Genomic DNA, 12,744 nt, shown 5'->3' on the forward strand with positions numbered 1-12,744 from the left:
GTGAGCTCTTTTTCTGCACAAAAATCCTGTTAATAGTTTACCATTTGTAAACTATCAACAGGAAAAAGTATAGAGCCTAAATTCCTAGTTAATGGAATTTAGCAGCCTTTTTAGTACGATTTACTTCACCGTTATCATTAATTAATGCTTATCAGTTGAATCCGAATGGTGATCATGCCCTTGCCGCGGACGTTGGGGCCTGCTGGGGCGGCCAGAAAACGGCTGCTGATGCGGGCCGCCGTTTGAAAAGTCACGGTCGCCAAAACTACCTTTAAAAAGTTGACTCATTTCTGTTCCCATATCCGTTTGCCAATTAGGATTAGTTTGCCGCTGACTTGCGTATTTACGACTGATTTCCCGCTGTTGTTTACGAAAGTCGCGCATCTTAGCGTTAGACATCTGCAGATACTGACTTTGATCATCCTGGGACAAATTGGTCACTTCTTGCAAATCAGTTTGATCCTCACGAATTGTAATGAACGAGATCACCGGCAGGGTCAAATAAAACCATAACGCCCATCCTGGTTTGAAATAAGCCAAAATTAGGAGGGCCACGTTCACAAGCGCAATAAAATTAGTGTGGTTACCGTAGATTCGGTGAAAAATCTTTTCAATGTCTTTGTGATCGCTATACTTTTGCCGAATCACAAAGTAACTGACCGCAATAAACAATCCGTTGACAATTATAGTCAAAATACCGTACGCAATAACGGTAACGCGATTGGTATCTACCGTAATCAATTTTGTAAAAATCGGCGTTAACGAAAGAAAGGCCAGAAAGGTAAACTCTAATACAAAAATCTTATTATTCATTGTTTCGGCATCAATAAACAACATTGAATGTTGGTACCAGATATTGGCAACAAAACAAAAGCTGATAAAAAAGATGCCGATAGCTTTACCGAACTGTAAATATTCAACCACCGAATTATGGTGGGGTAATGGTAATTCCAGGACCATGATTGTAATGATAATCGCAATAACGGCGTCACTAAAAGCATCCATCCGTTCTTTTAATTTTTCCATTATAAAATAGCCTCTTTTAAAATAATTTAAACCAGCAGCATGAAATTTACAACAAAAAACGTGCGGCAAAAGGCATTATATTCCGTTTTTGCTTAGTTCACCACTAATCCCAGTAAGCAACAACCTTCAGAACCTACCCTTGTCACACGTTATAACTCATTTACTTGGTGATGTACATGTACAACGTTGTCGTTGAAAAGCCAATATTGTAGTGGACACCATTAGAAGTAATTTCTTTAACCGTTGTTTGACCACTTGATTGGTTCTTAGTTTGCTTACTGAATTCCTTAAAGACCTTTTCCCCATCAGCACCTACTGTTGATGAGAAAACTGAAAAGGCGGTCCCGAATTCTTGTTGGGCCGACTTCTGTTTTAGTGTTTTAGTTGGGATGATAAAAGTGGCACCGATTAACTGACCGTTTTGGATATTACCCCGAATTGTGTAGCTATCAGTTTTAATTAAATCATGAATTCCAGGGTTGACGGTCTCAGGCAGGGCCTTAGCCGTTAAATGCATTTGCTGCAAAATAGCACTATACTTCATTGTCAGCATTGCGTAACTGCCCAACGGCTTAACTTTTTTAATCTGAACCTTCTTCGTCACTGTTTTACCAGAAGATTTGGCCTTAACCTTGACCGTTTGCTGAACGTTACTAGCAGGAACGGTGAAAACATAGTCACCGTGATTGTTTTTAACTTTACTGGTTTTTTTACCGATTTGATAAGTTAGATCAGCACTAGAACTAGCCGTTCCTTTAACAACGGCGGTCATCCCACTAGGTTTATACGTGGTCTTAGTCGTCGTTAATTTTAGATTAGAACAACCGGCAAGTACTAACACCAGCATTAACGCCAAACCAGCCGTGATTTTCTTCTTCATTTTATTAATCCCTCGCTTTAATTTCGTTAAATATGTATCCTAAAAGTCTTTTTCAATCTTATACTTTTAAGGTGCGCTTTTCAATTAGAAGATAACGCAAATTAATTGGTGCGAAATGTCAATTATTGATCAACCATTCTTAAGCCTCCGACCAGTTGGATTAGCCACATTTCAAGCATAACAATTCATCAAAATGGTCAAGCATTAATCTGCTCCAGCCGTACAGCCGCAGCAAACTGGGTCAGATGAGTTTGGGCCAAATTCAAAGAATTCACCGCTAACTTCGCGCTTGTTTCACTGCTTGTGGGCGAATTTTCAATCATCAATTTGAATTATCGGCTAAACTGGTATGAAATAATGCACACTAACACTTCGAAGACGGCATTAATGTGCACTTAAATTTTAATCGGATTGATTGATGACGTCAAAATTATGATTAACGCTTGCAGTCACCACCGGATGGGCCTTGAAGTAATCCGCAATTAACTCAGGCATCTCACGCTGAACCTCATGCTCAATTAAACTTGGGTTAAACATCGTAAAGTTACCACCACCGCCAGCACGATAACCGTTTAGCGCGATTTTAAATTGATCGGTTGGCAGCACCTTCCGGCCATGATATTCTAAGCGTGTAATTCGCTGTCCCTTTGGCCGGGCAACGTTAATCGTGTAATCAATCCCCTCGTACATGTCATAGTTATAGTACTGTTTTTTCGGGTGTAAAAACTTCGCGTTAATCCCCACTCTATTCTTACCCAGTGGTGCAAAAAATAAGGCGGATTTTTCTAACGCTGCTCGCAAAATTGCGCCACTAACTGCGACCAACGCAACAGTATTAGGGTAAACATAATTAGTCACCACTTGCCGCATGGTCACCTGCGCACCAAAGCCAGTGCTCTCATTATTAAATAGCGCGGTTGCCGAGATATCTGCCCCTACGGCCGTCATTTGAACACGCTGAATGAACTCAACGTAGGCCGTTTCAACAATCCGGGCCTGATTCGGATTCTTAATTTGCATATCGCCCTTAACTTGGCCCAATGGTTGATCTAACCAGCGCTCAGCCTCCTGTTGTAGTGGCCACATCTTGGTGACCAGTCGTGGCTCACTAACCTTAGCCGTGGGTAATAAGGTTGCTGTTGAAGCCGTTACACTCACCAATGGCTTTGTGGCCACGGTTAACTGAATTTTTCCCACTGCTGAGCCGCGATAACCCGGCTGAACAATGGGAACGCCGAGAACATGGCTGGCCAAACTACGGTGTTGGTGGCCGGTGACTAAGGCGTCAATACCGGGAACCTCCCGTAGCAAACGGTAGCCTTCATTTTCGTCGTTCACAATCCCCACTGGCTGGCCCGTTTTAAGATCAGCCTCAAAGCCACCGTGGTAAGCCACCACAACAACATCGGCGAGTTGCCGCAATTTAGGCACGTACTGCTTTGCCGTTGTGACAATCGATTGAAAGTTTAACCCCTGAATGTGCCGTGGCGTTTCCCAGAACGGAATGTGGGCCGTGGTTAGACCAAGAACTGCAACCGTCACACCAGCACAATCAAATAATTTGTAGGCCGAACCAAAAGCTGGCTTACCGGCCGTTGTTAAAATGTTTGCGCAGAGCACAGGCTGAGTCAAACTGGCCAATGCTTGCTGCAAATAAGGCCGGCCAAAATTAAATTCATGATTACCTAAAATTTGGACATCATAGTTTATTTCATTATAGGCTTGGGTTAAATTCTCCGGAGCAACTGGCTGCTTTTGGCGAGCAATGTAGTAGGCCAATGGTGAGCCTTGCAAAAAATCACCAGTTTCAATAGTTAAAACTGGTCCTGGTGCAGCTTTCCGCTGGGCCTCAATCACAGCAGCAGCGCGGACCAACCCAAATGGCGCCGTTAATTGCTTGGTTCGATAATCAGTGGGGTACAGGTAACCGTGAATATCGCTGGTTGTTAAAAGTGTTAACTTCATCCTATTTTGTTCCCCCTGCATTCAGGCCGTGAAACAAATACTGCCGGTGCCAATTAAGAAATGGCTTACTAGCGGCAGTAAATGCTAATCGCAATTTAGGTTGCGGCAATAGTCGCTCACGGTCTAGTAACGCTAAATTGGCCGCGGGCATTAACTTGCCACCCCGGCTGAAGCTAAGGTAGCCTTGTTCCACTAAGGCCGCGTGAATCGGACAAAGAATTAGACCATTTTCCGCCAATATCCGCTCAGACTGAGGTGAATCCTTCGTCGGTTTAAGCCGAACTGCCTTTAACAAAGTAGGCGTCTCAACACCACAAATAGCACACTGAACCACTTGCTGCTGGAAAACACGTTGCCGGAAAAGCTTTTGCTGCGCGCCAACTTGTGCTTGCAAAACTAACCTGGCCTTAACAATCATTGCCAATAAGGGATTATCGATCGTTGAAGTAACCGTCGACATACTTAACTGAAGTTGTTCATTTTTTTGGGTAAAATAATTTTGTTCAATTTGCTGTAAGAAAAGTTGGGTTAACTCGGCATAACACGGATAAAGGTAGCCTTGATTGCCGGCGCCATTTTGTTGAAAGGCCGAGTGTTGTTGTGGTAATAGTGGGCGAATTAAGGGCAAAATTTGTTTGATTTGAATTGGCCGTGGCAATTCATAGTAGTGCAACTGAACGAGGCGAACAATTGGCCGCGCACCATCAGTAACTAATTCTTCGGGTAGTAAACTACTCGTTAGTGGCGCCGTCACCTGACTTAAGGCGACAAGTGCTCCGGCAACGTAATGAAAAACAATGTCACCTGGCTGAACTTCAGCCAATCGCGCCCAGGATGGCGGTAACTGGCCACTTTGATCATTTTGATATGTCCAAATAATCCCCGCGGCTCGCTCTGCCTGATACGTTCGCCCCTGCATAACTATAAATGCTTGCACCTCAAAAACCCCACTTTCATTAACTCCCGTAGTCTAAATGCTATTTAAAAAATATTGTCATTTAATCTAACAATATTATTAACCGTTATTACTTGTTTCTTCTACTAATCAAGCAAACACTAATTTTCCATTACCACTTGGCTAAGTCAAACTACGACAACTGCAAGGGAAAACGACAATTAGTTGTGCTTCGTCTAAATAACCAACTTGATTTTAAAGTAAACTACCAGCGTCTTTTCAAACACGCTCGCTGGTCCTTAGCTATATTCTAGTGGAGCAACCGCCAAGATGCAATTATCAAAGTAGATAAAAAAAGCTACTTGGCAATTGCCAAGTAGCTTTAAAGTCAAGCTTAACGACGAATTTCTTTGATTCGGGCTGCTTTACCATGAAGTGCACGTAAGTAGTACAACTTAGCACGGCGTACCTTACCATGACGGATAACGTCAATGGAAGCAACACGTGGTGTGTGAATAGGGAATGTCCGTTCAACACCGACACCATTACTGATCTTACGAACAGTATAAGTTTCGCTAATACCTGCGCCACGACGTTTGATAACAACGCCTTCGAAAAGCTGGATACGTTCACGCGTGCCTTCAACAACACGAGCGTGAACACGAACAGTATCACCAGGGCGGAAGTTAGGAATATCAGTCCGCAATTGGTCTTTCGTGATCTCTGTAATTAATGGGTTCATAACAAATTTCTCCTTTTCTACAGACATTCTTGTCTAAGCAAGGCAGCGGAATATCGTAATAAGTGACCTAAACATCACAACAAATAATTTTAGCATAGCTCTTCTTGCCTGTAAAGGGGTTTTCCTTTATAAGCGATTATTTTATTTCTACAAAACTGTTCTTAGCAGTTTTCAAGTCGCAGTAAAACGTCATTGCCACAATCGTTCATCACAAAAAGATGTCCTGCTGCCAAACAGTCTTTTACACCAGCAACCAACCCACAATTGACTATGCTATACTAAATTCAATTGAGTGTTGTCAGACAAATCTTTACGAAATAAATGGCGGAATAACAGACGTAACTTACGGTTTATTATGAATAATCACCAACTATTGTGGCACAATAATTCTTACCTGACCAAAATTGTCCTTGCAATTACGACATACTAATAGCTATTAACACATAGTCCCTCAATTTTTAAAAGAACCGTTAACTTACGTTTAACTTTAACCACCGCCAGAAGTTCAACATCTGCTACAAATCATTAGACGTCAGCCTTAAGTCGTGTTTAGAAAAGGAGGAATTCACGTGCGAATTGTTGATTTTTTAACTTTACTAGGTGGTACCAACCAACAAATCATCGTTCAATACGAGTACGGCGCCAATCGTCACGGTAAAAGAACTGGTATCGTCGATAAAGTTCAGTTCATCAATCTGAGTACTTTAGAAATTGTGGACGCCAAACAGCCGCAAATTTATTTAACCGCCGCTGACACGGCAAAGCCCAAACATCTATGGGAATTAATTCTCTTATTAAAACAACACAATTTACAACGCTTTATGTATGTCCGCTACGGTGCGTATCTACACCCATTATTTGGCTACCGAATTGGTGATAACAAGCTTTTATTGGCCTAAAATCAGGCAACCACTTTTTTTACGCTTAACCGAATATTGTGTCACCTAAAAGAGCCAGCCGTACAAGACTGGCTAATCGGTTGCTTGATTAGCCTCTTCATCTTTTACTTCCCATAAAAGATCTTGTTGCTCATGGGTTAATTTAATTGTTTCCAATAAATCCGGCCGACGTAAATAAGTTCGCCGCAAGGATTCCTTTTCTTCCCACCGAGCAATCAGTTGGTGGTTACCGTTAGTTAGCACTCCCGGCACCGCCATCCCATCGAAATCCGCGGGCCGGGTGTACTGTGGGTGTTCCAAAAGGCCGTCAGCAAATGAATCATGAGAAGCAGATTGATCATTGCCCAGCACGCCAGGCAATAAACGGACAGTGGTGTCAATCATCACCATGGCCCCAAGTTCACCGCCCGTTAGTACATAATCACCTAAAGATATTTCGTCGGTCACTAAATTACGAATTCGTTCGTCATAGCCTTCATAGTGACCACAAATAAAGACTAAATGTTCTGATTTAGAAAGATCCTGGGCAACTTTTTGGGTAAACGGAACACCGGCTGGATCTAACAAAATAACCCGCTTTTTACCTGGATGGGCCTGGTTCAAGGCCGCCATTGCCGCATAAATCGGCTGTGGCTTCAATAACATCCCTTCACCGCCACCATACGGATAATCATCAACCGTATGGTGCTTAGTATCATCGGAATACGGGCGAAAATCGGTCACATCAATATTTAATAAACCACGTTCCTGTGCCTTACCAATAATTGATTCATTAAAAACGCCTGTAAACATATCGGGAAATAAACTTAAAACATCAATTCGCATCGTCAATTAATCCTTCCGGTAAATCGATCATCACTACTTTAGTCGCTATATCAACGCTAAGTACTACTTGTTTAAGGTAAGGCAAGAGCCAATCCTTCTTGCCTGGGCGCTGAACAACCCAAACGTCATTTGCCCCCGGGCTTAGAATTTCTTTAACTGTCCCTAAATCTTGCTTAGTTGCTTGGTCAATAATCTGACAGCCAATAATATCGCGGTAGTAGTAGCCTTCACCTGGTGTTAATTCCTGCTGGTCAGTCCGGGCGACTTGCAGGTCACTACCTTTAAACTTTTCAACATCGTTTATCGACGCTAAACCATCAAAGCTCAGTAGATCAAACTTTTTATGTTTCCGGTGCGTTTTAATCGTCAATTGTTGTTTAACGCCATTTAAGGTTAAATACAATTTAGAGCCTGGTTTAAAGCGCGCCTTAGTGAAATCCGTCGTTGCCATCACCCTAACCTCACCGGCAATTCCGTGAGTATTGACAATTTTACCAACGTTATAAAATTCTTCGGCCATTTTTTGGTCCCTTCTAATCAATTAATTTTCTAACATTAATAAAAAAGCACTTGAACAAACCAATTGGTCTATTCAGGTGCTCTATTATTCAATAATGTTGAGACGCACTCGTTTGTTACCCGGTACTTTTACACTATAAACGATCGTTCTGATCGCCTGTGCCACACGACCTTGTTTACCGATAATGCGACCAATATCGTCATGATTGACATGCAGATCATATTCCACAAAACGCTCCGTTTCGTGTTCCACAATCTCAATGTCATCAGGTTGGGTGACAAGTGGCTGAACGATTGTTTTAATCAGTTCTTTCACATCTGTCATCAATTAAACCCTATTTTTTTGCGTATTTTGCTTCATGAAGTTTTTGCATGATACCATGGTCAGATAAGATATTGCGAACAGTATCTGAAGGTTGAGCACCCTTTTCTAACCAATCTAAAATCGTATCTTCGTCCAGCTTAACTTGTGCTGGGTTAACTAATGGATTATAAGTACCAACCATTTCAATGAAACGGCCATCACGTGGTGAACGTGAATCAGCAATAACAATCCGGTAGAATGGGCGCTTCTTAGAACCCATTCGTTTTAAACGAATTTTAACAGCCATCTTTGCACCTCCTCGAATCTTTTCAACGCTAATAAATATACCAGTTATTTCTCTATCTGTAAAGAGTTTTTTCTTTACAGATAAAATCAATGTTAATTGCGCGTTTATAATTAAGCTTCTTGCCCCTAAAATAGCACTTTTCGAGACTAGCTGGCCAGGTAATTAAACCACCGGCTAAATAATGATTGCTTAAACCAACAATAATCTTTATCATTTAATAAGTAAATACGTCCAAAGCCTGATGACGTTAAAAGCTGACTTACTTTGGAGGAATTACATGATGATTCGTAAACCACACCGCCAGTGGCCGTTATTGGCCGTTGTCGCCACCTTACTTTCACTGACGTTTAACGCAACGGCCAGTACAAATACCCAGGCCGCACCGGCTTCGAATTCTAGCACCGAACAAATTAGTGGTAAAAAGACAAACAAACAACTCGCTAATTTAGACTATGCCGGAACTCAAACAATTGACATTAACAGCGGTCACCCTACTTTTTCTAAAAAGACAATGAGAACTAGTAAGGGTGCTTGGCAAAAATACGGGCAGTTAGATAATCTTAATCGACCAACGGCAGCCAACGCCATGTTACAGAAAAGTCTGATGCCAACCGCAAAACGTGAGCCACTCACCGTGAACCCCACTGGTTGGCGTAATAAGAAAATTAAAAGTGGTTATCTCTACAATCGATCACATTTAATTGGCTACCAGCTCACCGGTCAAAATAATAATCCTAAAAATTTGATTACGGGTACCCGCTCCCTAAATAGTCCCGAAATGCTGCGGTTTGAAGATGATATTGCCTATTATCTAAAATCCAATCCTAGTGGCTACATTCGCTACCGCGTCACCCCTATTTTTAAAGGCAACGAATTACTGGCCCGGGGTGTTCACATGCAGGCACAATCGATTGGTAGCAACGCTGTTTCTTTCAACGTCTATATTTTCAACATTGAAGATGGCGTAACGCTTGACTATAACGATGGCACTAGCCAAATTGGTGCCAGTGAAGTGGCCGCTAGCAGTTCCAGGTCAAGCTCAACTGCAACCACTTCAGCACCCCAAACCACCGAATCGGCCAGTGGCGATGTCACCACCGGCAATCAAGGCGAAATTATTGGTAATCGCAATAGCCACATTTATCACGTTCCAGGTCAATCTGGTTACCACATGAATTCGGCCAACGCGATTTACTTTAGTACTGAGGCCGAGGCCCAAGCAGCTGGTTACCGTAAGTCATTACGCTAAATCGTTCTATATTAAAAGTCCGCGAAAAATAACTTCGCGGACTTTTTTTGATCCAATTAATTTACATTTGGCTAACAAAAAAATGAATTTTGGCAACAAAAGAGTCATCCATTAAGTCACCATAAAATATCATCTGAATTTCATTTTTCCAAAAACGCTCAGCTTACTAAAATTAGTCAGATACAACGACCATTGATTTGATTGTTTTACGATTTTGCATATCTTGATAAGCTTGATTGATATCATTTAAGCGGTAGGTCTTGGTAAAGACACGACCAGGATTAATATTGCCATCAAGAACTGCTTTCAGCAAAAATTGTTTATCATAAGTCGTCACAGAAGCGGAACCACCTGCTACTGAAATATTTTGTGCAAAGGTTGAACCCATAGCATGGTTATTGTAGTGTGGTACACCGACATAACCAATCCGACCACCGTTATGCAATACACCAAGCGCTTGGTCAATCGCTGACTCTGTCCCCACGCATTCAAGTGTAGCATCGGCGCCACCGCCAAGCAACGCACGAACCTTAGCAATACCTTCTGCACCACGTTCCGCGACAACAGCGGTAGCACCTGACTGCAGCGCCATCTGTTGACGATCTTCGTGGCGACTCATGAGAACAATTTGTGAAGCACCACGCATTTTCGCCGCAATGACAGCACACTGACCAACGGCACCGTCACCGATGACAACAACTTTATCACCTCTTTGAACATTGGCACACCGCGCTGCATGATAACCGGTTGGCATCACATCCGCTAAGGTTGTAAGTGAATTGATCATCCCTTCTGTGTAGTCGGATGGTTGCCCAGGAACCTTGATCAAAGCCCAGTTTGCATACTGGAAACGGATATATTCTGATTGGAAACCGTTGGACCAGTTAGTACCACCTTGATGGCGATCACAAGTCCCATCAAATCCAGCCAAACAAGCATCACATTCACCACAACCGTGAGTAAAGGGTGCAATCACAAAATCGCCCGGTTTCACCGTCGTAATGGCAGAACCCACTTCTTCAACAATACCAAGTGCTTCATGACCATCATTAACGGAATGAGGTTCTTTATTGTCGCCATGCGCATAAGCCCAGAGATCAGAACCACAGACACACGCCCGAACAACTTTGATGATCACATCATCAGCAGCTTGTAGACTTGGTTTATCAACGTCTTGAACTGTTACTAGACCAGCCTTTTCAAAAATTGCAGATTTCATAATTTTTATACCCAGAACCGCCAAACAAATTGCTTGGCGTTCAATTCCTTTCAAATTTAATAATAATTTGCGCAGCGACCAAAAGGCCACTAAAAATAAGTTTCTACATCTTTAATTTACCACAAAAGTAGCCGCTGTTCTTTGTTATTACCCTTATTTACGGTTGATGCCTAAACTGTCACGTGCCCCTAGCTTAGGATCATGGGCCAGCCGCATAACTAGATCAGCGATACTAACAACGGAAACATCATGCCCACCAAATGGTTCGCCTTTATGGGTAACTTGATAAGCGGTGTCGCTGCCATTATCAAACCAGCCGGGACGAATAATCGTATAATTTAGATCAGATGCTTCAATCACATCAGCAGCATCCCGATAAGTTTGTAAAACTGGGTTAGACGCCAAGTTACCGGAAGCACCAACTGCTGCTGGGATCTCATTGTAAATACCCATTGAAGTGATAAATAATAATCGTTTAACCCCAGCTTCATCCATTGCGGCAACCAGTGATTGCGCCATTGCCCGCAGGTTGCCACTTAAGGCAGCAAAGACAACATCTTGTCCCTTCAACGCATCCTGCAGCATTGTTTTATCAGTGACACTACCTGCAATTGCGTGTTCACGGTCAGCATTTAAGTTTCCTAAACGCCGCGTATTGCGGGCCATTAAAGTTAGCTGATCCGTTGTGTTAGCCAACAAATACTGCCGGGTCGTGCCACCAACTGTACCAGTAGCGCCAATAATTAATACATTTGCCATCATGTAAAACCTCCTAAAATTCACTTTACTTATTTAACTGACTTAACTATAGTCCCTTACACTAACTGCAAGGCAAGCTATTTTTTAAAAAAGTTTGACTTCTAGTGGGTGCAAGACGCTAATATAAGTTGCACCCCAACTAGGAAAGGAGCTTCACTTAATGCCATTACTACAATTTAATTTAGTCAAAGACGTTTGGACCAAAACACAAGTCAAAGAAATCTTGGATAGTGCCTATCAAGTTACGCTGGCAGCTTTTAAGGCCCCACAAGGTGACCGTTACCAAACAGTTACTTATTATGCTGCTGAAGATTTAGTCTTAGGCGACACCGGCCTAGGATTTACCCGTTCGAATAAACGAATTTTACTGAATATTCGAACACGACCGCGTACCGAAGCAGAAAAGGTCCAATTTTATCAGGCTCTGGCAGCGCAACTACAAACAAAACTAAACCTGGCCCCTAACGATCTCATGATCAATATGGTGGAAAACGGTGACGCTGATTGGAGTTTTGCGGCTGGTAAGGCCCAATTTCTGACCGGTGATCTATGAGCCAAAGGACAATAATCGCAATCTAACGGTTATTGTCCTTTTCCGATCAATACATGCTAGCATCAATGTGCATGATCAACCATTGCCCATTGACCTTATTCAAATGTAATTCTAATTGTAAGGGCCACGTGTTCCGTGAACCATAAATACTGGCATCAACCTGGCTTTGACCAACTAAAACTGCTTGCTCAGCGGTTAACTCAGTCACAGCCACATGATCTTCCGTTGACGAAAAATAATGCATTTGACCACTTTGAATTTCGCTAAGCCACTTTTGCTTACTTTGCACCATCCCGGTCATATGGACCAAATGGAAATCATCCGCCAATAAGGCACCTAACTTGTCAAGATCACCGGCAACCATATACTGATTATGCCTGCGATACATGTCAACAACACTTTGTTTAGGATCAGTTTGCTTTAATGTTGAAACCAAACCGGGAAATAGATTTTCATGATTTTGTTGTGCCATTTTGCTAATTGCCATCATCTTACCCTCCAAAATTAGTTAAATTTTTAATTCAAAGTAAGCTTATGCCCTTGCACTTACTGTAAGGCAACCATCAATTGTACTTTTCTGCCCAAAATAGCCAATTTACTAA

15 protein-coding genes are annotated in these 12,744 nt (G+C 42.3%); 3 read left to right on the plus strand and 12 right to left on the minus strand.

Annotation, left to right across the window (positions count from 1 at the left end):
* Positions 1-141: 141 nt before the first annotated feature.
* From EKM98_RS07130 to rplS, 5 genes are all read right to left on the minus strand, one after another.
* On the minus strand, positions 142-1,026 hold the full coding sequence (locus EKM98_RS07130; RefSeq protein WP_125981623.1) for a TMEM175 family protein: 885 nt from the start codon (positions 1,024-1,026) through the stop codon (positions 142-144).
* A 160-nt stretch (positions 1,027-1,186) separates the two neighbouring features.
* Positions 1,187-1,906: a hypothetical protein gene (locus EKM98_RS07135; protein ID WP_125981625.1), complete on the minus strand. Its 720-nt coding sequence runs from the start codon at positions 1,904-1,906 to the stop codon at positions 1,187-1,189.
* Positions 1,907-2,308: 402 nt separating this feature from the next.
* A complete protein-coding gene (locus EKM98_RS07140; protein WP_125981627.1) occupies positions 2,309-3,871 on the minus strand; it encodes a bifunctional metallophosphatase/5'-nucleotidase in 1,563 nt (520 codons plus the stop codon).
* 1 nt (position 3,872) lies between these two features.
* Positions 3,873-4,808 carry an HNH endonuclease family protein gene (locus tag EKM98_RS07145; RefSeq protein ID WP_125981629.1) on the minus strand — a complete coding sequence of 312 codons (936 nt, stop codon included), beginning with the start codon at positions 4,806-4,808 and terminating at the stop codon, positions 3,873-3,875.
* 352 nt (positions 4,809-5,160) lie between these two features.
* On the minus strand, positions 5,161-5,508 hold the full coding sequence (gene rplS / locus EKM98_RS07150) for a 50S ribosomal protein L19 (protein ID WP_068223957.1): 348 nt from the start codon (positions 5,506-5,508) through the stop codon (positions 5,161-5,163).
* Positions 5,509-6,077: 569 nt separating this feature from the next.
* Here rplS and EKM98_RS07155 point away from each other — a divergent pair.
* A complete protein-coding gene (locus tag EKM98_RS07155) occupies positions 6,078-6,407 on the plus strand; it encodes a hypothetical protein (RefSeq protein WP_125981631.1) in 330 nt (109 codons plus the stop codon).
* Positions 6,408-6,479: 72 nt separating this feature from the next.
* Here EKM98_RS07155 and trmD read toward each other — a convergent pair whose 3' ends face one another.
* From trmD to rpsP, 4 genes are all read right to left on the minus strand, one after another.
* Positions 6,480-7,232: a tRNA (guanosine(37)-N1)-methyltransferase TrmD gene (gene trmD, locus EKM98_RS07160; RefSeq protein WP_125981633.1), complete on the minus strand. Its 753-nt coding sequence runs from the start codon at positions 7,230-7,232 to the stop codon at positions 6,480-6,482.
* Positions 7,222-7,752: a ribosome maturation factor RimM gene (gene rimM, locus EKM98_RS07165; protein WP_125981635.1), complete on the minus strand. Its 531-nt coding sequence runs from the start codon at positions 7,750-7,752 to the stop codon at positions 7,222-7,224. Before rimM ends, trmD begins: the two co-directional genes overlap by 11 nt.
* 84 nt (positions 7,753-7,836) lie before the next feature.
* On the minus strand, positions 7,837-8,076 hold the full coding sequence (locus EKM98_RS07170; protein WP_068223946.1) for a KH domain-containing protein: 240 nt from the start codon (positions 8,074-8,076) through the stop codon (positions 7,837-7,839).
* A gap of 10 nt (positions 8,077-8,086) precedes the next feature.
* Entirely contained in the window at positions 8,087-8,362 is a 276-nt protein-coding gene (gene rpsP, locus EKM98_RS07175) for a 30S ribosomal protein S16 (protein ID WP_068223942.1), read from the minus strand.
* Positions 8,363-8,639: 277 nt separating this feature from the next.
* On the opposite strand from rpsP, the gene EKM98_RS07180 reads away from it, so the two are divergent.
* Positions 8,640-9,611: a DNA/RNA non-specific endonuclease gene (locus EKM98_RS07180; protein ID WP_125981637.1), complete on the plus strand. Its 972-nt coding sequence runs from the start codon at positions 8,640-8,642 to the stop codon at positions 9,609-9,611.
* A 172-nt stretch (positions 9,612-9,783) separates the two neighbouring features.
* Here EKM98_RS07180 and EKM98_RS07185 read toward each other — a convergent pair whose 3' ends face one another.
* On the minus strand, positions 9,784-10,830 hold the full coding sequence (locus tag EKM98_RS07185; protein WP_125981639.1) for a zinc-binding dehydrogenase: 1,047 nt from the start codon (positions 10,828-10,830) through the stop codon (positions 9,784-9,786).
* Positions 10,831-10,983: 153 nt separating this feature from the next.
* The gene (locus EKM98_RS07190; RefSeq protein ID WP_125981694.1) at positions 10,984-11,589 is read right to left on the minus strand and encodes an NAD(P)H-binding protein; all 606 of its coding nucleotides are present in this window, start codon (positions 11,587-11,589) and stop codon (positions 10,984-10,986) included.
* A 160-nt stretch (positions 11,590-11,749) separates the two neighbouring features.
* Between EKM98_RS07190 and EKM98_RS07195 the strand changes: the two genes are divergently transcribed.
* Positions 11,750-12,142: a tautomerase family protein gene (locus EKM98_RS07195; RefSeq protein WP_125981641.1), complete on the plus strand. Its 393-nt coding sequence runs from the start codon at positions 11,750-11,752 to the stop codon at positions 12,140-12,142.
* Between the two features lie 46 nt (positions 12,143-12,188).
* On the opposite strand, the gene EKM98_RS07200 is transcribed toward EKM98_RS07195, so the two are convergent.
* Positions 12,189-12,632, minus strand: coding sequence for a nuclear transport factor 2 family protein (locus EKM98_RS07200; RefSeq protein WP_225418543.1), 444 nt, complete (start codon positions 12,630-12,632; stop codon positions 12,189-12,191).
* Positions 12,633-12,744 lie beyond the last annotated feature (112 nt).

Origin of the sequence: Loigolactobacillus iwatensis, assembly GCF_003950295.1 — a bacterium.
In the GTDB taxonomy this organism is placed as follows: Bacteria; Bacillota; Bacilli; order Lactobacillales; family Lactobacillaceae; genus Loigolactobacillus; species Loigolactobacillus iwatensis.